24 protein-coding genes and 1 riboswitch are annotated in these 21256 nt (G+C 73.1%); of the genes, 12 read left to right on the top strand and 12 right to left on the bottom strand.

What is annotated here, in order from left to right:
• Positions 1–63: 63 nt before the first annotated feature.
• The 3 genes from IEZ20_RS27940 to IEZ20_RS27930 all read right to left on the bottom strand — a co-directional run bounded on the left by IEZ20_RS27940 (position 64) and on the right by IEZ20_RS27930 (position 2236).
• Positions 64–447 carry an SCO2097 family morphological protein gene (locus IEZ20_RS27940; RefSeq protein ID WP_189303730.1) on the bottom strand — a complete coding sequence of 128 codons (384 nt, stop codon included), beginning with the start codon at positions 445–447 and terminating at the stop codon, positions 64–66.
• Positions 448–743: 296 nt separating this feature from the next.
• Entirely contained in the window at positions 744–1514 is a 771-nt protein-coding gene (locus IEZ20_RS27935; RefSeq protein WP_189303728.1) for a methyltransferase, read from the bottom strand.
• 125 nt (positions 1515–1639) lie between these two features.
• Positions 1640–2236 carry an SAV_6107 family HEPN domain-containing protein gene (locus IEZ20_RS27930; protein ID WP_189303726.1) on the bottom strand — a complete coding sequence of 199 codons (597 nt, stop codon included), beginning with the start codon at positions 2234–2236 and terminating at the stop codon, positions 1640–1642.
• 160 nt (positions 2237–2396) lie between these two features.
• On the opposite strand from IEZ20_RS27930, the gene IEZ20_RS27925 reads away from it, so the two are divergent.
• From IEZ20_RS27925 to IEZ20_RS27905, 5 genes are all read left to right on the top strand, one after another.
• Positions 2397–3245, top strand: coding sequence for an ATP-binding cassette domain-containing protein (locus IEZ20_RS27925; protein WP_189303724.1), 849 nt, complete (start codon positions 2397–2399; stop codon positions 3243–3245).
• On the top strand, positions 3217–5301 hold the full coding sequence (locus IEZ20_RS27920) for a YhgE/Pip family protein (RefSeq protein WP_189303722.1): 2085 nt from the start codon (positions 3217–3219) through the stop codon (positions 5299–5301). The genes IEZ20_RS27925 and IEZ20_RS27920 overlap by 29 nt, the downstream gene beginning before the upstream one ends.
• A 47-nt stretch (positions 5302–5348) precedes the next feature.
• Positions 5349–5978 (top strand): TetR/AcrR family transcriptional regulator, encoded by a 630-nt coding sequence (locus IEZ20_RS27915; protein WP_189303719.1) that lies wholly within the window; start codon positions 5349–5351, stop codon positions 5976–5978.
• Between the two features lie 450 nt (positions 5979–6428).
• Positions 6429–7031 (top strand): DUF4126 domain-containing protein, encoded by a 603-nt coding sequence (locus IEZ20_RS27910; protein ID WP_189303718.1) that lies wholly within the window; start codon positions 6429–6431, stop codon positions 7029–7031.
• A 58-nt stretch (positions 7032–7089) separates the two neighbouring features.
• The gene (locus IEZ20_RS27905) at positions 7090–8598 is read left to right on the top strand and encodes a phytoene desaturase family protein (RefSeq protein WP_189303716.1); all 1509 of its coding nucleotides are present in this window, start codon (positions 7090–7092) and stop codon (positions 8596–8598) included.
• 1 nt (position 8599) lies between these two features.
• Here IEZ20_RS27905 and IEZ20_RS27900 read toward each other — a convergent pair whose 3' ends face one another.
• From IEZ20_RS27900 to IEZ20_RS27875, 6 genes are all read right to left on the bottom strand, one after another.
• Complete coding sequence (locus IEZ20_RS27900) at positions 8600–9544, bottom strand: SCO2102 family sporulation regulator (RefSeq protein ID WP_189303714.1); 945 nt, start codon at positions 9542–9544, stop codon at positions 8600–8602.
• A 56-nt stretch (positions 9545–9600) separates the two neighbouring features.
• The gene (metF, locus tag IEZ20_RS27895; RefSeq protein ID WP_189303712.1) at positions 9601–10524 is read right to left on the bottom strand and encodes a methylenetetrahydrofolate reductase [NAD(P)H]; all 924 of its coding nucleotides are present in this window, start codon (positions 10522–10524) and stop codon (positions 9601–9603) included.
• A gap of 96 nt (positions 10525–10620) precedes the next feature.
• Positions 10621–11271, bottom strand: a complete 651-nt coding sequence (gene thiE, locus IEZ20_RS27890; RefSeq protein ID WP_189303710.1) for a thiamine phosphate synthase — start codon at positions 11269–11271, stop codon at positions 10621–10623.
• Positions 11272–11365: 94 nt separating this feature from the next.
• Complete coding sequence (locus tag IEZ20_RS27885) at positions 11366–11731, bottom strand: Rv2175c family DNA-binding protein (protein ID WP_059248849.1); 366 nt, start codon at positions 11729–11731, stop codon at positions 11366–11368.
• A gap of 37 nt (positions 11732–11768) precedes the next feature.
• Positions 11769–13028, bottom strand: coding sequence for an NAD(P)/FAD-dependent oxidoreductase (locus IEZ20_RS27880; RefSeq protein ID WP_189303708.1), 1260 nt, complete (start codon positions 13026–13028; stop codon positions 11769–11771).
• Positions 13029–13060: 32 nt separating this feature from the next.
• The gene (locus tag IEZ20_RS27875; RefSeq protein ID WP_189303706.1) at positions 13061–13411 is read right to left on the bottom strand and encodes an avidin-fold protein; all 351 of its coding nucleotides are present in this window, start codon (positions 13409–13411) and stop codon (positions 13061–13063) included.
• A 53-nt stretch (positions 13412–13464) separates the two neighbouring features.
• Positions 13465–13576, top strand: a riboswitch (TPP riboswitch).
• On the opposite strand from IEZ20_RS27875, the gene thiO reads away from it, so the two are divergent.
• The 6 genes from thiO to IEZ20_RS27845 all read left to right on the top strand — a co-directional run bounded on the left by thiO (position 13574) and on the right by IEZ20_RS27845 (position 19453).
• Entirely contained in the window at positions 13574–14743 is a 1170-nt protein-coding gene (gene thiO, locus IEZ20_RS27870) for a glycine oxidase ThiO (protein WP_189303704.1), read from the top strand. (Overlaps the previous riboswitch by 3 nt.)
• Positions 14740–14952 (top strand): sulfur carrier protein ThiS, encoded by a 213-nt coding sequence (gene thiS / locus IEZ20_RS27865; RefSeq protein ID WP_189303702.1) that lies wholly within the window; start codon positions 14740–14742, stop codon positions 14950–14952. The genes thiO and thiS overlap by 4 nt, the downstream gene beginning before the upstream one ends.
• Positions 14953–14955: 3 nt before the next feature.
• Positions 14956–15750, top strand: coding sequence for a thiazole synthase (locus IEZ20_RS27860; protein ID WP_189303700.1), 795 nt, complete (start codon positions 14956–14958; stop codon positions 15748–15750).
• A 199-nt stretch (positions 15751–15949) separates the two neighbouring features.
• Positions 15950–17887, top strand: a complete 1938-nt coding sequence (gene pknB, locus IEZ20_RS27855; RefSeq protein ID WP_189303698.1) for a Stk1 family PASTA domain-containing Ser/Thr kinase — start codon at positions 15950–15952, stop codon at positions 17885–17887.
• A 57-nt stretch (positions 17888–17944) separates the two neighbouring features.
• Positions 17945–18835 carry a deoxyribonuclease IV gene (locus tag IEZ20_RS27850; RefSeq protein ID WP_189303696.1) on the top strand — a complete coding sequence of 297 codons (891 nt, stop codon included), beginning with the start codon at positions 17945–17947 and terminating at the stop codon, positions 18833–18835.
• A gap of 75 nt (positions 18836–18910) precedes the next feature.
• A complete protein-coding gene (locus IEZ20_RS27845) occupies positions 18911–19453 on the top strand; it encodes a DUF4396 domain-containing protein (RefSeq protein ID WP_229896296.1) in 543 nt (180 codons plus the stop codon).
• 12 nt (positions 19454–19465) lie between these two features.
• Here IEZ20_RS27845 and IEZ20_RS27840 read toward each other — a convergent pair whose 3' ends face one another.
• Positions 19466–20098: a sulfite oxidase-like oxidoreductase gene (locus IEZ20_RS27840; protein WP_189303693.1), complete on the bottom strand. Its 633-nt coding sequence runs from the start codon at positions 20096–20098 to the stop codon at positions 19466–19468.
• Positions 20099–20272: 174 nt separating this feature from the next.
• Here IEZ20_RS27840 and bfr point away from each other — a divergent pair, with 174 nt between their 5' ends.
• Positions 20273–20752 (top strand): bacterioferritin, encoded by a 480-nt coding sequence (gene bfr, locus IEZ20_RS27835; protein ID WP_189303691.1) that lies wholly within the window; start codon positions 20273–20275, stop codon positions 20750–20752.
• Between the two features lie 22 nt (positions 20753–20774).
• Here bfr and IEZ20_RS27830 read toward each other — a convergent pair whose 3' ends face one another.
• Both IEZ20_RS27830 and IEZ20_RS27825 read right to left on the bottom strand, forming a co-directional pair.
• Complete coding sequence (locus IEZ20_RS27830) at positions 20775–20999, bottom strand: (2Fe-2S)-binding protein (RefSeq protein WP_189303689.1); 225 nt, start codon at positions 20997–20999, stop codon at positions 20775–20777.
• Positions 21000–21142: 143 nt separating this feature from the next.
• Positions 21143–21256 (bottom strand): 3-deoxy-7-phosphoheptulonate synthase (locus IEZ20_RS27825; RefSeq protein ID WP_189303687.1); only part of this gene is annotated, 114 nt, incomplete at its 5' end.

Below are 21256 nucleotides of genomic sequence, written 5' to 3'. Positions count from 1 at the left end.
ACGCGTGTCTGCTGTGGCGTAGGAGGTCCGCCGCTGTGGCCGGCGCGGGAAGGCGCCGTGCGGTCAGTGCCCCTGCTCGTCCCGGCGGCGCTGCCAGCGCTGCTCGATGCGGTCCATCACGGAGCGCTTGGGACGCGGCTGGTGACGCACCGCGCCCGGGGGCTGCTCCCCCGGCTTGGGGGCCTTGCGCCAGCCGGTGACGGCGAGCACGGCACAGCCCAGCATGACGAGGAAACCGACCACGCTGACCCAGATCAGCTGCGCGACCATTCCGGCCATGAGGAGCGCGATACCCGCGAGGAAGCCTGCGACCGCCTGGTAGACCCGCCGCCGGGTGTACGTCCGCAGCCCGTTACCCTCAAGCGCCGACGCGAACTTGGGGTCTTCGGCGTACAGCGCTCGCTCCATCTGCTCAAGCATTCGCTGCTCGTGCTCAGAGAGCGGCACGGAGTCCTCCTCATCGTGCAGTCGCCGGGGGCGACCCGGGGGGTCCCTTCAGGATAGGCAGGGAATCGCCCCCGTGAAACCCGCCCCTCTACGCCAATCGGCCAACCGGAATCCGTCATGGCCGTCCCGGCTCGCTGAGGCTTCCATTCCCCGGCAGCCGACCCGTCATGCCGGGTGGTGTACCTCGATCATACGGCGCAAACCCCTCGATCGGGGGGCTTGTGGCGTACTCCATCCGCGGCCGAGGCGCTGATCAGGGGCTTGCCCCCTGGTGCGCTCAGGTGGCGGTGAGGCGCTCAGGCCTCGCCGGCACCCGCCGTCTCACCGAGCACGTGCAGCTGGGTGGCGACGGAGTGGAACGCGGACAGCTCGGCCGCCGCGGCCTCCAGCTTCAGCAGGGCGTCGAGTGCGCCGGGCTCGGTGTCCACCAGGACGCCGGGCACCAGGTCGGCGAAGACCCGCACGCCGTGCACCGCGCCGACCCGCAGACCGGCGCCCTCGACGAGCGCGGTGAGCTGCTCGGCGGTGAAGCGGCGGGGCATCGGGTCGCCGGCGCCCCAGCGGCCGTCGGGGTCCTGCAGCGCCTGCCGGGCCTCGGTGAAGTGGCCGGCGAGGGCGCGGGCGAGCACGGCACCGCCGAGACCGGCGGCGAGCAGGCTCAGGACGCCTTCGGAGCGCAGTGCGGCGACGGCGTTGCGGATGCCCTCGGCCGGGTCGTCCACGTACTCCAGGACGCCGTGGCACAGCACGGCGTCGTAGCCACCGCGCTCGACCACGTCGAACAGGCCGTGCGCGTCGCCCTGGACGCCCTTGACCCGGTCGGCGACGCCGGCCTCGGCGGCGCGGCGCTCCAGCGCGAACAGGGCGTTGGGGCTGGGGTCGACCACGGTGACCCGGTGGCCGAGGCGGGCGACGGGCACGGCGAAGTTGCCGCTGCCGCCTCCGGTGTCGAGGACGTCCAGCGAGTCCCGGCCCGTGGCCTTGACCCGGCGGTCGAGGGCGTCCTGCAGGACATCCCAGACCACGGCGGTACGGAGTGAGGCGCGGGGGCGCGTCGGGTCCGACACGGTAGTTGACTCCTCGGCAGGGTGGAACGTCAGGCGATGCCCACCCTATTGCCTCCGTGCCCCGCCCGGTCACCGAGACGGCGCACCGGGGACGGTTCCGCGGCCGGCCCGTGTGCCCTGCCCGGTCAGCCCGCGTCCGGCAGGTCGCCTCCCGTCCCCGGACGGGCACCGTCCGTGTCGGGGCCGGGGCGCGTGCCGGGGCCGACGGCGGCGTCCTGGCGGGGCTGGGGCAGGACCGGCTGGAGGACGAGCATCCGCTCCACGATGCGCAGGAACATCGCGACGTCCCGTATCAGGTCGTCGGCGTCCCGGTGTCCGGCCGCGCCCTGGATGCCCGCCTCGGCGCGGGCGCGGCGGGCGGCGCCGGAGGCGAACAGCGCGCTCCACTCGGTCAGCTCCGGGGCGATCTCGGGCAGCACCTCCCATGCGCTGCGGATCCGGGCCCGGCGGCGCGGGTTGGTCTCGGGCCGGCCGCGGGCGGCGAGCACGGCGGCGGCGGTGCGCAGGGCGGCCAGGTGGGCCGTCGCGTAGCGCTCGTTGGGTGTGTCCAGGACGGTGGCCTCCTCCAGTCCGGCGCGCGCCTGGGCGAGCAGGTCGAGGGCGGCGGGCGGGGCCGTGGCCCGGCGGAGGACGGGGTGCACGTCGCTCGCCGGGCCGGTCAGTGAGGGGGCAGGGCCGGTGGCGCGGCGCCGGCGGGCGGCGGCTGCGGAGGAGTGGGCCATGACGAACCTCCTGTCGTCTGGGTGACGGCATGAATGCCGTATGTGCCCATCGTGCGGTATGCCACTGACAATCCGTTCTGACCTGGCCCTTTGCCTCGATCGTGGGTTCGGGCGTATTTTTGCACTGACCAGTCAGTTCAAATAGCGCGCAGGGGGCTCAGTGGACGGCACGGGCGGGGCGGACGCCGCGGTCGGCGCGGACGTCAGGGCCGAGGGCCTCGGGCTCAGGGGGCCACGGGGGTGGGCCTTCCGCGGGGTGACCGTGGACGCGGAGCCCGGCTCACTGATAGCGATCGAGGGACCGTCCGGCTCCGGCCGCACGTGTCTGCTGCTCGCACTCACGGGACGGATGAAGCCCACCGAAGGAGTGGCCGCTGTCGGCGGGTTGAAACTCCCCCGGCACATGGCGGCCCTGCGCCGCGTCAGCGCGGTGGCCAACGTGACCGGCGTGACCGACCTGGAGCCGGCCCTGACCGTCGGCGAGCACCTGCGCGAACGGGCCCTGCTGCAACGCCGGTTCGGCGACTCCCTGCGCGAGCTGCTGCGGCCCCGCACCCAGCGCGTGCACGAGGCACGCCTGCGCGTCGACGCGGCCCTGGCCGCCGCGGGTCTCGACCTGGAGACGCTCCCGAAGGGCTCCCGGACGGCCGTACGCGATCTGGAGCGGCCGCAGGAGCTGCGGCTGTCCCTCGCGCTGGCCCTGCTCGGCCGGCCCCGGCTGCTCGGTGTCGACGACGTCGACATGAAGCTCTCGGACGACGAACGCGCCCGGACCTGGGACGTGTTGCGCTCCCTCTCGCGCGCGGGGACGACGGTCGTGGCCGTCTGCCGCACCGCGCCCGAGGACTGCGTCGCCGTGGCGACGACGGGAGGGAGACCCGAGCCGGGGCAGGAGAAGGAACCACGGAAGCACCGCGGGAAGCACGACCGAAAGCACGACGGCAAGCAGCAGGAGCAGGAGAAGGAGGAGGAGACCGGCGATGCGCTCACCGAGGCTGGCCGCGCTTGAGCTGAGGCGCTTCGGGCGCGGCAGGCTGCCGCGCGCCGCCCTGGTCGCGCTGCTGGTGCTGCCCCTGCTGTACGGCGCCCTGTACCTGTGGTCCTTCTGGGACCCCTACGGCCGTCTGGACCGGATCCCGGTCGCCCTGGTGAACGACGACCAGGGCGCCACGGCGGGCGGGAAGAAGATCACCGCCGGGGACGACATCGTCGAGGGGCTGCGCGACAGCCGGACCTTCGCCTGGCACGAGGTGAGTGACGAGGAGGCCCGCGAGGGCGTCGAGGACGGCACCTACTACCTGTCGCTGACCATGCCGGCCGACTTCAGCCGCCGTATCGCGTCCAGCTCGGGCGACTCCCCGGAGACCGGCGCCCTCCGGGTGCGCACCAACGACGCGAACAACTACATCGTCGGCCAGATATCCCGCACCGTCTTCAACGAGGTGCGCTCGGCCGCGTCCACGAAAGCCTCCCGGACCTTCCTGGACAAGATCTTCGTGTCCTTCTCCGACATCCACGACAAGACCGTCACGGCGGCCCGGGGTGCCGACAGGCTCAACAGCGGCATCGGGAAGGCGGAGAAGGGCTCCAAGGACCTCGCGGACGGGCTGAAGGAGGCCAAGGGCGGCAGCGGCAAGCTGGCCAAGGGCCTGAAGAAGCTCGACACCGGTTCCGGTGACCTCCAGGAGGGCTCGCGGCAGGTCGCCGACGGCACCCAGGCGCTCGCCGACAAGGTCAACGGCGTCTACGCCGAGGCCGGCCCGTTCATCCGGACCAACGAGAAGACCATCGGCGACACCGCCAGGCTGGTCTCCGACTCGGCCAAGGCGGTCAAGGACAACCTCGACGTGCTGGTGAAGGTGGCGCCGGGCGCCGCCAGGACCGCCCACACGTCCGCCGCCGTCCTGGACGAGGTGTACCGGAAGCGGTGCGAGCCCGCGACCCTCCCCGACCCGGTCTGCCCGGACCTGAAGCGGGCCAGGACCGCCGCCGAGGAGGTCGCCACCGTCGCCGACGACCTCAACACGCTCATCGCCGACCAGGACGGCGACCTGAAGACGATGCGGGACAACCTCGGCACGCTCCAGAAGCAGGCCGACGCCCTCGCCGAGCGCGCACCGCACCTGTCCGAGGACGTCGACGACGCCGTCAAGAAGATCAACAAGCTGAACACCGGAGCGCACAAGGTCGCCGCCGGCGCCGAGAAGCTGCACACCGGACTCGGCACCGCCCACACCGGCGCGGTCACGCTCGACAAGGGCATCGGCACCGCGAAGTCGGGCGCCGAGACGCTGAACGGCGGCCTGTACAAGCTCTCCGACGGTTCCGGGAAGCTGGCCGGCGGGCTGCACTCCGGCGCGAGGAAGATCCCGGACTACGACAAGCAGGACCGCGACCGGCGCACCGGCGTGATGGCCGACCCGGTCCAGCTGGCCTCCCACGACCTGCACAAGGCGCCGAACTACGGCACCGGGTTCGCCCCCTACTTCATCCCGCTGTCCCTCTGGGTCGGCGCGATGGTGGCCTACATGCTGATCCCGCCGCTCAACCGGCGCGCCCTCGCGGCCGGCTCCCCGGCCTGGCGGATCGCGTTCGCCGGCTGGCTGCCGGTGGTCGCCGTGGGCGTGCTCCAGGTGGCCGCGCTGATGGCCGTCCTGCACTGGGCGATCGGTCTGCAGATGGTCCGGGCGGCCGGCACGCTGGGCTTCCTGTTCCTGGTCACGGCGTGTTTCGCGGCGATCGTGCAGTGGCTGAACGCCCGCTTCGGCGCGGCCGGCCGGATCCTGGTGCTCGCGCTGCTGATGCTCCAGCTGACCTCGGCGGGCGGCACCTACCCGGTACAGACCAGCCCCGGCTTCTTCAACGCGATCCACCCGTACCTGCCGATGAGCTACATCGTGGAGGCGCTGCGCCGGCTGATCACGGGCGGCGGGCTCGGCCCGGTGTGGCAGGCGTGCGGGGTGCTCGCCGCGTTCACCGCCGGCGCCCTCGCGCTGACCGCCCTCGCGGCCCGCCGCCGCCAGGTGTGGACGCTGGACCGGCTGCACCCGGAGCTGAGCCTGTGATCCCCGGGCCGCGTCCGCACGCGCGCGTACCTGTGAGAATCGGGGTCATGGAAAGCAGCAGCGCCAAGGCCGGCGGCAGCACGCGCCGCGAGGCCACCCGGCAGAAGCTCTACGAGGCGGCCGTCACACTCATCGCCGAGCAGGGTTTCTCCGCGACCACGGTGGACGAGATCGCCGAGCGGGCCGGGGTCGCGAAGGGCACGGTCTACTACAACTTCGCGAGCAAGTCCGTTCTCTTCGAGGAGCTGCTGAGGCACGGCGTCGGCCTGCTCACCGCCTCCCTGAAGGAGGCGGCCGAGGGAACGGCACGCGAGGGCGGCAGCAAGGTGGACGCGCTGGACGCGATGATCCGCGCGGGCCTGGTCTTCATCGACCGCTATCCGGCGTTCACCCAGCTGTACGTCGCCGAGCTGTGGCGCACCAACCGGGCCTGGCAGTCCACGCTGATGGTGGTGCGGCAGGAGGCGGTCGCGGTGGTCGAGGGGGTGCTGCGGGACGGCGTGGCGGCCGGCGAGTTCAGCGACGAGATCGACATCCAGCTGACGGCGGCGGCGCTGGTCGGCATGGTCCTGGTGGCCGCGCTGGACTGGAAGTCCTTCCAGCCCGAGCGCTCCCTGGACGACGTCCACGCGGCCCTGTCCCGGCTGCTCCAGGGGCGGGTCAGCGGCGCGGTCTGAGGCGGGCCGCGGGAGGTACGCGGAAGGCGCCGGTCCACTGCCGGACCGGCGCCTTCCGTTCCCCCGTACCCACCGGGATTCCCCCGTGCTCCCCCGTGGTTCCCGCTCCTCCCGGTGGGTCCCCCGTTGTTCCCCCATCGCCCCCGTACTTCCTTCCCGTACTCCCCCGTACGGGCCCCCGTGCGGACCCCCGTGGTGGTCTTCCCCCGAGGCCCCCGTGTCTCGCTTCCGCCGACGGATCGGCGGAAGGAGCGGCCGGCGGGCGGGCCCTGTTCCGCCGCCCCGTGTCGGCGGTGCCGGGCCGCGCCCCCTTGCCGTGCCTCCACTCTCTCGTTCCGGCGGCCGCCGCCCCATCCGCGCACCTACTCATCTCGCCGTCTGAGTACGCGTACTCAGCCGTACGCGCGCGTGCCCACGACGGCGGCCCGCCGCCTGGCTACGATCGCGTCCGTGTCCGTACTCCCCCTGGTCTTCACCAGCGGCTGGGCCAGCGGCGTCAACGCCTACGCGGTGGTGCTGCTGCTCGGTCTCTTCGGCATGACGGGGGTCGGCGACGACATCCCGCAGACCCTCCAGCGCCCCGAGGTGCTGATCGTGGCGGGGGTGCTGTTCCTGTGCGAGGCGGTCGCCGACAAGATCCCGTACGTCGACTCGCTGTGGGACTCCGTGCACACGGTGGTCCGTCCGCTCGCCGGGGCGTGGGTGGGGGCGCTGCTCGCGGGGCACAGCGGCTCGCTCTCCGAGGTGGCGGCCGGCCTGGTCGGCGGGTCGACGGCGCTGGCCAGCCACACCGTGAAGGCCGGGACGAGGATGGCCGTCAACACCTCGCCGGAGCCGTTCAGCAACTTCGTGCTGAGCGTCGCCGAGGACCTCGGGGTCGGCGGTGTCGTCGCGTTCGCGATGTTCCATCCGCTGGCGGCGGCGGTCATCGCGGCCGTGCTGCTGGCCGGCGGGCTGCTGGCGCTGCTGTTCCTGGCCTCGCGCATCCGGCGCTTCCTGCGCCGCCGCGCCCAGCGCCGGGAGGAGCGGCGCCTGGCCTCACGGGGCTCCTGACCTGCGCCGCGGCCGCCCGGCCGCCGGGTTGTCAGCGGCGGTCGATAAAGTCGCAGGCATGGCACGGATTGCGGTGATCGGCGCCGGGATGGGCGCGATGGCGGCTGCCGCCCGGCTGGCCGTCGCGGGCCACCGGGTGGTGGTGTACGAGCGTACGGAGACGTACGGCGGTGCGGTGCGCCGGTTCGAGCGGGAGGGCTTCCGCTTCGACACGGGCCCGGGACTGCTGACGCTGCCCGCGGTGTACCGCGATCTGTTCGTCAAGACCGGCAAGGAGCCGCTGGAGGACTGCGTCGAGCTGGTCCAGGTCGACCCGTCCTCGCGGCACGTCTTCGCGGACGGCACGGAGGTGCGCCTGCCCAACGCCTCCCGCGCGGGGGTCGTCGCGGCGCTGGACGAGGCGCTGGGCGCGGGGGCGGGCGAGCGCTGGGGCGACTTCCTGGTGCGGGCCCGGGAGGCCTGGGACCGCACCCGCCGGCCGCTGCTGGAGGAGCCCCTGTGGCCCAACTGGGAGGTGCTGGTCGGGAAGGAGCCGTATCCGGGCACCTCGTACAAGCGGCTGCTGCGCACGCACCGCGTGGTCAAGCTGTTCGAGATCGGCAGGCGAGAGCTGCGCGACGACCGGCTGGCCCAGCTGCTCGACGGGTACGCGCTCGCGTACGGCGTCGATCCCGGGATCGCTCCGGCGAGCGCGGCCGTGCTGCCGTACATGGAGCACGCCTTCGGCACCTGGTACGTGCGCGGCGGAGTCCGGGAGCTGGCGCGCGCGGTGTACGAGCGCTGCCTGAAGCGCCGGGTCGAGTTCGTCTTCGGCGCCGAGGTCGCCCGGATCCTGGAGAAGGACGGCCGGGCGGCGGGGGTGGAGCTCGGCGACGGGACGGTGGCCGAGGCGGACTTCGTCGTCGGCACGGGGCCGTGGCGGCTGGGCGGCCTGGTCCCGGGCAGGGAGGTGTACGGCGCGCGGGACGTGCCCCTGGACCCGGAGGACCGCTACCCCGGCCGGGCGGTCGTGTGCCTGGCGCTGCGCGGTGCCCGGGAGCCGGGTGCCGTGCACCGCACGGTGGTGCACACGGCCGACGCCGACGGGGATCTGGACCTGTTCCGGCACGGGGTGGTGCCCGACGTCCCGCAGGTCGTCGTGGACCGCCCGGACGACCCTTCGCTGTGGCCCAACGAGGACCACGAGTCCCTGGTGCTGACGGCCACCGTGCCGTCGGCCACGGAGTTCGACTGGGCGGCCGCGGGGGCCGCCGACGCCTTCGCGGACCGGATGGTCGCCGCCGCCGAGCGCGCCGTGCCGGGGCTGCGCGAGCGGGTGCTGTGGCGCGAGGTCCGCACCCCGCTGGACACCGAGCGGGAGACGGGCGCCACGGGAGGCGCGGTGCCGCCGCCCGCGCTGGCGGGGGCGGAGGGTGTGCTGCATCCGGCCAACACCACGGCGGTTCCGGGCCTGTTCACGGTCGGCGGCTGGTCCCACCCCGGTGGCGGCCTCCCGCACGCCGGTATGTCGGGCGCGCTGGTGGCCGGGCTGATCGTGGAGGGCCCGGAGTTCCGCGGCTCGCGGTGACTCAGAAGCGGTACTGCTCGTCGTACCCGGCCCCGGGCTGCGGCTGCGCCCCGCCCGGCTGGTGCGGGTACGGCTGCTCCTGCGGGAGTTCGCCGCCGTAGGTCTCGTCGGTGCGCTGCTGCGGCACCCACGCCCCGCCGGCCGGGGTCTCGCCGTAACCGCCGGTGGCGTACGGGTCCTGGGCGTAGCCCTGCTGCTGCCCGTACTGCTGGCCGTACGCCGGCTCGTAGGAGCCGTAGGACTGGCTGCCGATGTACGGGTCGGAGTAGTTGGCGTAGCTCTGCTGGCCCGCGCTGTCGTAGCCGTAGCCCTGCTGGCCGTAGCCCGAGTAGTCGTAGGCGTGGCTCTGCTGGGCGGGGTTCGCGTGGGCGGCGGTGTCGCCGTAGACGCCGTAGGAGCCGGTGTCCTCGGGGAGGGGCTGCGGCTCGTAGACGGCGGTGGTCTCGGCGGCGGTCGGCTCGGCGGTGCGGGCGGCGGCCGGGGTGAAGACGTCGTCGCGGTCGTAGTCGTCGTAGTCGCCGTCGTAGTCGCCGTGCGTCCGGACGGGGCCGTAGCCGCCGCGGTCACCGGCCTGGTCGCCGCCCTGGTCGCCGTCGGGCCCGGCGTACTCGGGGGCGGGGCCCTGCCGGTCGGGGTCGTGGCGGTCGGCCCGGCCGCGGCGGCGCTTGGTGCCGCCGGCGGCCTCGGGACCGGGCCTCTTGACCGCCCAGCCGGACGCGAAGCCACGGCGGAACGAGAGCGTGACGTAGGTCTGGCCGACCGCGAAGGCGATCGCGCCCAGCCCGATCACGATGACGGACGGCATCAGCACGCCCAGCACCACGCCGAGGAAACCGGCGAAGGCGAGGAGCCGCCAGCGCAGCCGCGCCTTGTACTGCAGCAGTACCTCGCCCAGCAACCACAGCGCGACGACACCGAACGCGATGTAGAGGACCGTCCAGCCCATGTACGCCCCTCTCCCAGTGGCCGCTACGCAGTGTGTCGTATCGCGGTGCGGCCGGTCTAGGCCTGCGGGGGGTGGTGCAGGCCCAGGTTCTCGTAGATTTCCAGGGTCGCCGTGGAGTTGTTGAGCGTGATGAAGTGCAGTCCGGGCACTCCCTCGGCCAGCAGCCGAGCGCAGAACTCCGTGGCGAACTCGATACCGATGGAGCGTACCGCCGCCGGATCGTCCTTCGCTGTGAGGATCCGCTCTTTCAGGGCGTCCGGGACATGGGCGTTGCTGAGCTTCGGCAACCGTTCCAGCATCTTCACGCTGGTGACCGGCAGGATCTCCGGGATGACGGGGGTGTCACAGCCCGCGGCGGCCACGCGGTCGCGCAGCCGCAGATACGACTCCGGCCGGAAGAACATCTGTGTGATGGCGTAGTCGGCGCCCGCACGGCACTTGTCCACGAAGTGGGCGACGTCGGTGTCCCAGTCCGAGGAGCGCGGGTGCATCTCCGGGAACGCGGCGACGCCCACGCAGAAGTCGCCCGACTCCTTGATGAGCCGGACGAGTTCGGCCGCGTAGGTCAGGCCCCGGGGGTGCGGCACCCACTCACCCATCGGGTCGCCGGGCGGGTCGCCGCGCACGGCGAGCATGTTGCGGATGCCGGCGTCCGCGTACTGGCCGATGATGTTGCGCAGCTCGGCGATGGAGTGGTCGACCGCGGTGAGGTGGGCGACCGGGGTGAGCGTGGTGTCCGCGACGATCTGCTCGGTCTCCTTGACCGTGCCCGCGCGGGTCGAGCCGCCGGCGCCGTAGGTCACGGAGACGAAGTCGGGGGCGACCGCCTCGACCCGCCGGAGCGCGCTCCACAGGTTCCGCTCGCCCTTGGGGGTCTTCGGCGCCGAGAACTCGAAGGAGTACGTCGTCTTGCCGGTGGCGAGGATGTCGCGCACGGTGCGTGCGCGATCAGTCCTGGTGGATGCGGTTCCGAGGGCCATACCGGCAGGTTAGCCAGGGGCGGGCGGTCCCCCAACCGCACATCGGAAATTTGCCCGAATTGTCGGCTTCCTGTCCAGTAGGTGGACAGAACGGCGCTAGCGGGCGTCGCGCAGCCGCTTCGCGAACTCGGCCGCCGCGGCGGCCGGGTCCTCCGCCTCGGTGATCGCGCGGACCACGACCACCCGGCGTGCACCCGCGTCCAGCACCTGGTCCAGATTGCCGAGGTCGATGCCGCCGATGGCGAACCAGGGGCGGTCGGTACCGAGGCCCGCCGTGTGGCGGACCAGGTCCAGGCCGGGGGCGTGGCGGCCGGGCTTGGTGGGGGTCGGCCAGCAGGGGCCGGTGCAGAAGTAGTCCACGCCCTCCTGGACGGCGGCGGCCTCGGCCTCGGCCACGGAGTGCGTGGAGCGGCCTATCAGGACGCTCTCGCCGAGGATGGCGCGGGCCGCGGGGACCGGGAGGTCGCCCTGGCCCAGGTGGAGCACGTCGGCGCGGGCGGCGTGCGCGACATCGGCCCGGTCGTTGACCGCGAGCAGCTTGCCGTGCCGGGCGCAGGCGTCGGCGAGGACCGCCAGGTGCTCCAGCTCCTCGGCGGCCTCCATGCCCTTGTCGCGCAGCTGCACGATGTCGACACCGCCGGCCAGGACCGCGTCCAGGAACTCGGGCAGGTCGCCCTGGCGCCGGCGGGCGTCCGTGCAGAGGTACAGGCGGGCGCCGTCGAGCGCGGCGCGGGCGGTGTCGGGCATGGGCGGGTCCCCCCGTGGTCGGTGTCCCTGGCGGTGGTCGGCGGTGGCGTGCGGGCGTCCGGCCCGCACGCCACCTCCTGCTTGCGGAGTCGGCTCAGACGGCGAGCGCCTGGGCGCGGCGCTTCACCTCCGTGCCGCGATTCTCACTCAGGGCCTGCGCGGGGGTGCCGGGCAGGGTGGGGTCGGGGGTGAAGAGCCACTCGATCATCTCTTCGACCGTGAAGCCGTCGTCCCGCAGGAGCGTCAGGGTCCCGGACAGGCCCTTGACGACCTTGTCCCCGTCGATGAAGGCGGCGGGGACGTGCAGCGCCTTGTTCTCACCACGGCGTACGGCGATCAGCTGGCCCTCCTTGACCAGCTGCCGGACGCGCGTCACCTCGACGCCGAGCTGTTCGGCGATGTCGGGGAGGGTGAGCCAGGCGGGGACGAGAGCATCAATCTTTGCGTCAATCTCGGTCACGGAGACAAGCCTGCCATCCCCCACTGACAGTCGGAAGTCAGGCAGGTCCAGGTGGGAGGGTGCCCTGGTCCGCCGTGGCGTTCTTCAGGGGGCGGGCCGGGTCCGCCAGGGCCCCGGGATCCATCGTCCGGCCCGCCTCGATCAGGCGGCGGCCCTGGGCCAGGTCGCGGGGTCGGCCCACCGCCAGGAGGGCCACCAGGCGGTTCTCGCGCAGCCAGCACACCGACCAGGAGGGACCCGCCGGGTCGCCGCGCCAGACCAGGCGGTCGGCCGCGGCATGGTGGCCGGCGTACTGCACGAACCGGCCGAACTGCTCGGACCAGAAGTACGGCACCGGGTCGTAGACCGCCGGGGTCTCGCCGAGGATGTTCGCGGCGACGGCGCGCGGGCCCTGCAGGGCGTTGTCCCAGTGGTGGACGAGCAGCCGCTCGCCGTAGCGGGCGGAGGGGAAGGAGGCGCAGTCGCCGACGGCGTACACGTCCGGCACGGAGGTGCGCAGGCGGTCGTCGGTGAGGACCTCGCCGTGCGCGCCCAGCTCGATGCCGGAGCCGGCCAGCCAGGCGGTGGCGGGGCGGGCGCCGATGCCGACGACGACGGCGCCCGCGGGCAGCCGGGTGCCGTCGGCGAGCACGACCTCGCCGGGCTCGACGCGCTCCACGCGCGCGTGGGTGCGCAGCTCCGCGCCCGCGTCCGCGTACCAGCCGGCCATGGGCGCGGCGACCTCGGCGGGCAGGGCACCGGCGAGCGGATGCTCGGCGGCCTCCACGACGGTCACCGCGCAGCCCGCCTCCCGGGCGGCGGTGGCGAACTCGGCGCCGATCCAGCCGGCGCCCACCACCACGATGTCGTGCTGCCGTTCGAGCACCGGCCGCAGCCGCTCGGCGTCGTCCAGGGTGCGCAGCAGATGCACCCCGGGGACGCCCTCGGTGCCCGGCAGCCGCACCGGTTCGGCGCCGGTGGCGAGGACCAGGACGTCGTACGGCACCGGGCCCGTCTCGGTGTCCAGCTCGTGGTCGGCGGGGCGCACCCCGCGCACCTCGCAGCCCAGTCGCAGCTCCACGCCGAGGGAGTCGAAGTCCACCTCGAAGGCCGAGTCCTCGGCCTTGCCGAGCAGGACCGCCTTCGACAGCGGCGGCCGGTCGTACGGCTGGTGCGGCTCGGCGCCGATGACGGTCACCCCGCCCCGGAAACCCTGCTCGCGCAGGGCGACCGCGGTTTGCACCCCGGCCATGCCCGCGCCCACGACGACCACGCGCCGCGCCTGTGACGTGCCCTCTTCCGCTGTCTGCTCGCTCACCCGGCCACCATAGACAATTGATGATCCGTCAGTCACCGGGCGTGCTCGGTGACCTGTTCCACAACGCTGGTGCCGGAGCCCGGCTGGGACTCCCACTCCCAGGTCTCCTCCAGCCGCACCCGGCCGTCCGGCAGCTCCACGACCGTGGACACACAGTGCCCGGAGGCGGTCGTCCCGTCGGTCTTCAGCTGCACGTACCGGAAGTCCAGCCGGTCCCCCTCGCGGGTACCCACCAGGTGGCCGCGTACGACGTCACCGCCCGCGTACTCGGCCCAGATCCCGCCGTCCCGCTCGTGGTACGCGAACCGGGTGCGCGTGCCCACCTGACCTGGGGCCTGGTCCGCCACGGGGGCGAGGATGAGTCCGTCCAGCGAGCGGGCCATGAAGCGGGGCTCCCTTACGAGTGCGAAGGTCGGCGGGCTAGGGTGGCCACCGTACAAGCACTCGCGGGAGCCCGGACGCACCGGGCTGAGAGGGAGGCTGGCGGCCTCCGACCGTACGAACCTGATCCGGGTCATGCCGGCGAAGGGAGGGGCTGGACGCCCATGTCGTCACGTACGTCCGACGTCCTCGTCATCGGGGGCGGAGTCATCGGCCTGGTCACGGCCTGGCGCGCCGCGCAGCGCGGGCTCGCCACGGCCGTGGTGGACCCCGAGCCCGGCGGCGGGGCCGCGCAGGTCGCGGCCGGGATGCTGGCCGCGGTCACCGAACTGCACTACGGCGAGGAGACCCTGCTCGCCCTCAACCTGGAATCGGCCCGCCGCTACCCCGGCTTCGCGGCCGAGCTGACCGAACTGACCGGCCATGACCTCGGTTACCGCCGCTGCGGCACCCTCGCCGTCGCGCTGGACGCCGACGACCGTGCCCACCTGCGGGACCTGCACGCGCTCCAGCAGCGCTCGGGGCTCGCCTCGGAGTGGCTGTCCGGGCGGGAGTGCCGGCGCCTGGAGCCGATGCTGGCGCCGGGGGTGCGCGGCGGGCTGCGGGTCGACGGCGACCACCAGATCGACCCGCGCCGGCTGGCGGCGGCCCTCGTGGCCGCGTGCGAGCGGACCGGGGTGGTGTTCCACCGCGCCTGGGCGGAGCGGCTGGACGTGGCGGGCGACCGGGCCACCGGGGTCACCACCGCGGACGGCACCGCGCTGCGGGCCGGCCAGGTGGTGCTCGCGGCCGGCAGCCTGAGCGGGCGGCTCGCGGGCGTACCCGGCGAACTGCTGCCTCCGGTACGGCCGGTCAAGGGACAGGTGCTGCGGCTGGCCGTGCCGCCTCGGTACGCGCCGTTCCTGAGCCGCACCGTGCGGGCCGTGGTCCGTGGCGGCCAGGTGTACCTGGTGCCCCGGGAGAACGGCGAACTGGTCGTCGGTGCCACCAGCGAGGAGCTGGGCTGGGACACGACGGTCACCGCCGGGGGCGTGTACGAGCTGCTGCGCGACGCCCATGAGCTGGTGCCCGGCATCACCGAGCTGCCGCTCACCGAGACCCGGGCCGGGCTGCGCCCCTGCTCCCCCGACAACGCGCCGCTGCTCGGCCCGTCCGGACTGGCCGGGCTGCTGCTGGCCACCGGGCACCACCGCAACGGGGTGCTGCTCACACCGGTCACCGGGGATGTGCTGGCGCACGCCCTGGCCACCGGCGAACTGCCTCAGGAGGCACGTCCGTTCACACCGCGGCGCTTCGGTGCCGCACTCGGGGAGAAGCTGGAGCAGCCCGCATGAGCGGTCCGGTCGTGATTTCCGTCAACGGTGAGCGCCGGGAGGTCCCCCCGGGCACCGCCCTGGACGCCCTCGTCCACACCCTCACCGCGGCCCCGCGCGGGGTGGCGGCCGCCGTCAACGAGACCGTCGTCCCGCGCGCGCAGTGGGCGGCGACCGCCCTCGCCGACGGCGACCGGGTCGAGGTCCTCACCGCCGTGCAGGGAGGCTGAGCCATGGCCGACGATCCCCTGGTCCTCGGTGACCTGACCCTGTCCTCCCGGCTGATCATGGGCACGGGCGGGGCGCCCAGCCTGGAGGTGCTGGAGCGGGCGCTGGTCGCCTCCGGCACGGAACTGACCACGGTCGCGATGCGCCGGGTGGACCCCTCCGTGCACGGCTCCGTGCTGTCGGTGCTGGAGAGGCTCGGTATCCGGGTGCTGCCGAACACGGCCGGCTGCTTCACCGCCGGCGAGGCCGTGCTGACCGCCCGGCTGGCCCGGGAGGCGCTGGGTACGGACCTGGTCAAGCTGGAGGTCATCGCCGACGAGCGGACGCTGCTGCCGGATCCGGTGGAGCTGCTGGAGGCGGCGGAGACACTCGTCGACGACGGGTTCACGGTGCTGCCGTACACCAACGACGATCCGGTGCTCGCGCGGAAGCTGGAGGACGTCGGGTGCGCCGCCGTCATGCCGCTCGGGTCGCCGATCGGGTCCGGGCTGGGCATTCGCAACCCGCACAACTTCCAGCTGATCGTGGAGCACGCGCGGGTGCCGGTGATCCTGGACGCGGGGGCCGGTACGGCGTCGGACGTGGCGCTGGCGATGGAGCTGGGGTGCGCGGGGGTGATGCTCGCCTCGGCGGTGACGCGGGCGCAGGAGCCCGAGCGGATGGCCGCCGCGATGAGGCTCGCCGTGGAGGGGGGCCGGCTGGCCCGGTCGGCGGGGCGGATTCCGCGGCGGTACCTCGCCGAGGCGTCGTCTCCCGCGGAGGGCCTGGCCGTGCTCGATCCCGAGCGTCCCGCGTTCTGAGCCCGTGCCGCGGCCGGCCTTCCTTCCCCGCCCGCCCGCGCACAGCCCGCCGGAGGGCCGGACCTCCCCGTGGGGCGGGGGCGCGGGGGCGCGGGGTCGCGGTGTCCTGCGTGTGTCGCGTCACAGGTCGGCTTCAGTACCGGTGCTGTCAGGGACGAGCGGGCGGGGGTGCCGGTCGCTCCTCGTAGACTCCCCTCTCGTGGATACGACCCTTCAGGACCCCCTCGTCGGGCAGGTGCTCGACGGCCGGTACCGCGTGGACGCGCGGATCGCGGCCGGCGGGATGGCCACGGTCTACCGGGCCCTGGACACCCGACTGGACCGCGTTCTCGCGCTGAAGGTGATGCACCCGACGCTCGCGGTCGACGGAACGTTCGTCGAGCGGTTCATCCGGGAGGCGAAGTCCGTCGCCCGGCTCGACCACCCGAACGTGGTGCAGGTCTTCGACCAGGGGACCGACGGGTCGTACGTCTACCTGGCGATGGAGTACATCGCCGGCTGCACCCTGCGGGACGTGCTGCGCGAGCGGGGCGCGGTGCAGCCGCGGGCCGCGCTGGACATCCTGGAGCCGGTGCTCGCCGCGCTGGGCGCCGCGCACCGGGCCGGGTTCGTGCACCGGGACATGAAGCCGGAGAACGTGCTGATAGGCGACGACGGCCGGGTCAAGGTCGCCGACTTCGGGCTGGTGCGCTCCGTGGACACGGTGACCAGCACGACGGGTGCCGTGCTCGGGACCGTCTCCTATCTCGCCCCCGAGCAGATCGAGCAGGGCACCGCCGACCCGCGCGTCGACGTGTACGCGTGCGGTGTGGTGCTGTACGAGATGCTGACGGGCGGCAAGCCGCACTCCGGGGACTCCCCGGCCCAGGTGCTCTACAAGCACATCCACGAGGACGTGCCGCCGCCCTCGGCGCTGGTGCCCGGGCTGCCGTACGAGCTGGACGAGCTGGTCGCGTCGGCCACCGCGCGCACCCCGGACGTCCGGCCGCACGACGCCGTGGCGCTGCTCGCCCAGGTGCGCGAGGCCCGCCTGGCGCTGACCGACGAGCAGCTGGACGCGCTGCCGCCGCAGGCGCTGACCGCGGAGCACGACAACGCCGAGGACCGCACGAGCGTGATCCCGCGCTCGCTCACCCTGCCCCGCCCGCTGCCCGTCGACGAGGACGTCCCGGCGGAGGCCGCCGGCGACGGCATCGACCGGACCGCCCGCTTCCACAGCCCGCCCGTACCGCCCCGCCGGCGTCCGGCGCGGCCCCCGCGCACGGTGCTGCTGGTGATCGCGGCCGTCCTGCTGGTGTTCGGCGTGGGCGCCGGGATCTGGTACATCAACTCGGGCCAGTTCACCAAGGTGCCCCCGCTGCTGTCGCAGACCGAGGCGCGGGCGAAGGAGCGGCTGGAGACGGCCGGCCTGGAGGTCGGCCAGGTCAAGCGCGCGTACAGCGACACCGTCGAGCGCGGCACGGTGATCGGCTCCGACCCGGCGCCCGGCGCCCGGATCCGGGACCACGACTCGGTGACGCTGACCGTGTCGCTCGGCCCGGAGACGGTGAACGTGCCGAACGTGGCGGGGCAGCCGCTCGCGAAGGCGCAGGCGCGGCTGAAGGCGGACGGCCTGGAGCCGGGCATGGTGACCCGCGAGGTCAGCGAGGACGTGCCGAGGGGCTCGGTGATCCGTACGGCCCCGGAGGCGGGCACCAAGCGGCACGCCGGCTCGGCGATCGCGCTGGTCGTCAGCAAGGGCCGCCCGGTCGACGTGCCGGACGTCACCGGCGACGACCTGGACAGCGCCAGGCAGGAGCTCACGGACGCCGGGCTGAAGGTGAGGATCGCCGCCAAGCGGATCAACTCCGAGTACGACGCGGGCGAGGTGGCCGCGCAGAGCCCGGACGAGGGGCACCGGGCCGCCGAGGGCGACACGGTGACACTGACCCTGTCCAAGGGCCCGGAGATGATCGAGGTCCCGGACGTGACCGGCGACAGCGTGGACGAGGCGCACAAGGCGCTGGAGGGCGCCGGCTTCGAGGTGGACGAGGACCGGGGGCTGCTCGGACTGTTCGGCGACACCGTGAAGAAGCAGTCGGTCGAGGGCGGCGACCGGGCGCCCAAGGGGTCCACGATAACGATCACCATCCGGTGACCGGTCTCACCGGCGGCCGCGGCCCGGGCGCGGGGGCGGACATGACACCCTGAACGGGTGAGTCCCGTTCAGTCCTCCCGTGCCCGGGAGATCCCCCGCAACCCCGTCGGCGGCCATGTACCCGTGGCCGGCGGCCTGCACTCCGTCGGGCTGTCGTACGCCCGTGACCTGAAGGCGGAGACGGTGCAGGTGTTCGTCGCCAACCCGCGCGGCTGGGCCACGCCCGCCGGGAATCCCCGGCAGGACGAGGCGTTCCGCCGGGCCTGCGCCGAGGAGTCGATCCCGGCGTACGTCCACGCGCCGTACCTGATCAACTTCGGCTCGCACACCGAGGCGACCGTGGAGCGGTCGGTGGAGTCGCTGCGGCACTCGCTGCGGCGCGGGCGGGAGATCGGCGCGCGGGGCGTGGTGGTGCACACCGGGAGCGCGACCGGCGGGCGGGCGCGGGAGGTGGCGCTGAAGCAGGTCCGCGCGCACATGCTGCCGCTGCTGGACGAGCTGACCCACGACGACGACCCGTTCCTGCTGCTGGAGTCCACCGCCGGGCAGGGCGCCTCGCTGTGCTCGCGGACCTGGGACTTCGGGCCGTACTTCGAGGCGCTCGACGCCCATCCCAAGCTGGGCGTGTGCCTGGACACCTGCCACATCTTCGCCGCCGGGCACGATCTGACCGGGCCGAGCGGGATGCACCAGACCCTGGACCTGCTGGTGGAGACCGTCGGCGAGGGCCGGCTGAAGCTGATCCACGCCAACGACTCCAAGGACGTGGTGGGCGCGCACAAGGACCGGCACGAGAACATCGGCGCCGGCCACATCGGCGAGGACCCGTTCCGGGCGCTGATGACCCACCCCGCGACCGAGGGCGTCCCCCTGGTCATCGAGACGCCCGGCGGCAAGGAGGGGCACGCGGCGGACGTGGAGCGGCTGAAGAAACTGCGGGATTCCTGACCCGTTGAGGAATACCCCCAGGGGGTATACGGTTCCTACGAGTCGCAGGAACCGCCACTCGGCATGGGGGAAACCATGGAGCACTCCGCGCACACCGGCCACCAGCACCACGGGCACCAGCAGCACGAGCACGAGCACCACGGGCACGACGAGCACGGGCACGGGCACCACCCCGCATCCGCCGCCACCTGGCCCATGGCCGCGCAGGCCACCCTGCACTGCCTCACCGGCTGCGCCATCGGCGAGGTGCTCGGCATGGTCATCGGTACGGCGCTGGGCTGGGGCAACCTGCCGACCACCCTGGTCGCGATCCTGCTGGCCTTCTTCTTCGGCTACTCGCTCACCCTGCGCGGGGTCCTGCGGGCCGGCGTCGGCTTCCGTACGGCCTTCCGGGTGGCGCTGGCCGCGGACACCCTGTCCATCGCCGTGATGGAGCTGATCGACAACGGGGTGATCCTGGTCTGGCCGTCCGCGCGGGACGCCATGCTGGGCGACGCGCTGTTCTGGATCTCGCTCGCGGTCTCGCTGGTGATCGCCTTCGCGGTGACCACGCCGGTCAACAAGTGGACGATCGGCCGGGGCAAGGGGCACGCGGTGGTGCACCGGTACCACCACTGACCCGGCCGGGGGTCACAGCTCGGGGCCGTCCCCGGGCTGCTCCTGGTAGGAGTAGCGCTGTTCCTTCCAGGGGTCGCCGATGTTGTGGTAGCCGCGCTCCTCCCAGAACCCGCGGCGGTCGGCCGTCATGTACTCCACGCCCCGGACCCACTTCGGGCCCTTCCAGGCGTACAGGTGGGGCACGATCAGGCGGACCGGGAAGCCGTGCTCGGCGGTGAGCAGCTCGCCGTCCTTGTGGGTGGCGAAGATCGTGCGGTCGGAGACGAAGTCCGCGAGGCGCAGGTTGGAGCTGAAGCCGTACTCCGCCCAGACCATCACATGAGTGACGTCCGGGGCCGGCGGCGCCAGGTCCAGGATCGCGCGGGCCGGGACGCCGCCCCACTCCGCGCCGGTCATGCTGAACTTCGTCACGCAGTGCAGGTCGGCCACCACCGTGGTGTACGGCAGGGCCGTGAACTCCTCGTGGTTCCAGGTGTGCTTGTCGCCGTCGGCGGTGGCACCGAAGACCCGGAACTCCCAGCGCTCGGGCCGGAACTTCGGGACCGGCCCGTAGTGCGTGACCGGCCAGCCCCGCTGGAGCCGCTGACCCGGCGGAAGCTCGGACCCTGCCGCTGCCCCAGACTCTCGCTCCACCGGATGACCCATGTATCCATCCTGACAGACCTCGGGCGGTGCCCTTGACCACCCACCCCCGAACCGGACAACTACGACGAACTCAGGGCGTACTCACTAAGTACGCACTTACTGGACGATCTTCCCCTCCGGTGCAATCATGCGGCGCACACCTGCCCCGTCCCCCGTGTGGAAGGAGCCGCTGCGATGCAGGGCGATCCCGAGGTCATCGAGTTCCTCAACGAGCAGCTCACCGGTGAGCTGACCGCGATCAACCAGTACTTCCTGCACGCGAAGATGCAGGAGAACTTCGGCTGGACGAAGCTGGCGAAGTACACGCGGCACGAGTCGTTCGACGAGATGAAGCACGCCGAGGTGCTGACCGACCGGATCCTGTTCCTGGAGGGGCTGCCCAACTACCAGCGGCTGTTCCACGTCCGCGTGGGGCAGACCGTCCGGGAGATGTTCGAGGCGGACCGGCAGATCGAGGTGGAGGCGATCGACCGGCTCAAGCGGGGCATCAAGGTGATGCGGGAGAAGGGCGACATCACGTCCGCGAACATCTTCGAGGACATCCTCGCCGACGAGGAGCACCACATCGACTACCTGGACACCCAGCTGGAGCTGGTGGACAAGCTCGGCGAGGCGCTCTACCTCGCCCAGGTGATCGAGCAGCCGGAGAGCTAGCCCCGGTCGGGCGGCCGGAGGGCTAGGCGGCCTCGTCCAGCCCGGAGAGAACGGGCCGGCCCTGGTCGGCCAGCTCACGGCGCGGACAGGCGCCACGGCCCAGGAGGGCCTGGATCCGGCGCACGCACGACCCGCAGTCCGTACCCGCCTTGCAGGCGGAGGCTATCTGGCGGGGGGTGCAGGCACCGTCCTCCGCGTGCTGCTTGACCTGCGCCTCGGTGATGCCGAAGCAGCTGCAGACGTACACGCGGTACACCTCCCGACGGGATCGCTGTCTCTGTGCCGTCCCCTTGATCGGTGAGGCAAACCTAACCTTACCTGCCGGGGCGGAGCCCGCGAAAGAGCAGAGGGGCGCGGATCGGATGTGATCCGCGCCCCAACCGCGTACGGCTACTGGTCCCGGTACATCTCCGCCACGAGGAACGCGAGGTCCAGCGACTGGCTGCGGTTCAGCCGCGGGTCGCAGGCGGTCTCGTAGCGCTGGTGCAGGTCGTCCACGAAGAT

It is taken from the genome of Streptomyces cinerochromogenes (assembly GCF_014648635.1).
In the GTDB taxonomy this organism is placed as follows: domain Bacteria; phylum Actinomycetota; class Actinomycetes; order Streptomycetales; family Streptomycetaceae; genus Streptomyces; species Streptomyces cinerochromogenes.
This window is presented reverse-complemented; position numbering and strand designations above follow the sequence as displayed.

Bases quoted from the DNA above. Each gene is read 5' to 3' on its own strand.
- IEZ20_RS27930 (WP_189303726.1), bottom strand. From the start codon at position 2,236: ATGGCCCACTCCTCCGCAGCCGCCGCCCGCCGGCGCCGCGCCACCGGC.
- IEZ20_RS27920 (WP_189303722.1), top strand. From the start codon at position 3,217: ATGCGCTCACCGAGGCTGGCCGCGCTTGAGCTGAGGCGCTTCGGGCGC.
- IEZ20_RS27915 (WP_189303719.1), top strand. From the start codon at position 5,349: ATGGAAAGCAGCAGCGCCAAGGCCGGCGGCAGCACGCGCCGCGAGGCC.
- IEZ20_RS27905 (WP_189303716.1), top strand. From the start codon at position 7,090: ATGGCACGGATTGCGGTGATCGGCGCCGGGATGGGCGCGATGGCGGCT.
- IEZ20_RS27900 (WP_189303714.1), bottom strand. From the start codon at position 9,544: ATGGGCTGGACGGTCCTCTACATCGCGTTCGGTGTCGTCGCGCTGTGG.
- metF (WP_189303712.1), bottom strand. From the start codon at position 10,524: ATGGCCCTCGGAACCGCATCCACCAGGACTGATCGCGCACGCACCGTG.
- thiE (WP_189303710.1), bottom strand. From the start codon at position 11,271: ATGCCCGACACCGCCCGCGCCGCGCTCGACGGCGCCCGCCTGTACCTC.
- IEZ20_RS27875 (WP_189303706.1), bottom strand. From the start codon at position 13,411: ATGGCCCGCTCGCTGGACGGACTCATCCTCGCCCCCGTGGCGGACCAG.
- thiO (WP_189303704.1), top strand. From the start codon at position 13,574: ATGTCGTCACGTACGTCCGACGTCCTCGTCATCGGGGGCGGAGTCATC.
- thiS (WP_189303702.1), top strand. From the start codon at position 14,740: ATGAGCGGTCCGGTCGTGATTTCCGTCAACGGTGAGCGCCGGGAGGTC.
- IEZ20_RS27860 (WP_189303700.1), top strand. From the start codon at position 14,956: ATGGCCGACGATCCCCTGGTCCTCGGTGACCTGACCCTGTCCTCCCGG.
- IEZ20_RS27845 (WP_229896296.1), top strand. From the start codon at position 18,911: ATGGAGCACTCCGCGCACACCGGCCACCAGCACCACGGGCACCAGCAG.
- IEZ20_RS27840 (WP_189303693.1), bottom strand. From the start codon at position 20,098: ATGGGTCATCCGGTGGAGCGAGAGTCTGGGGCAGCGGCAGGGTCCGAG.
- bfr (WP_189303691.1), top strand. From the start codon at position 20,273: ATGCAGGGCGATCCCGAGGTCATCGAGTTCCTCAACGAGCAGCTCACC.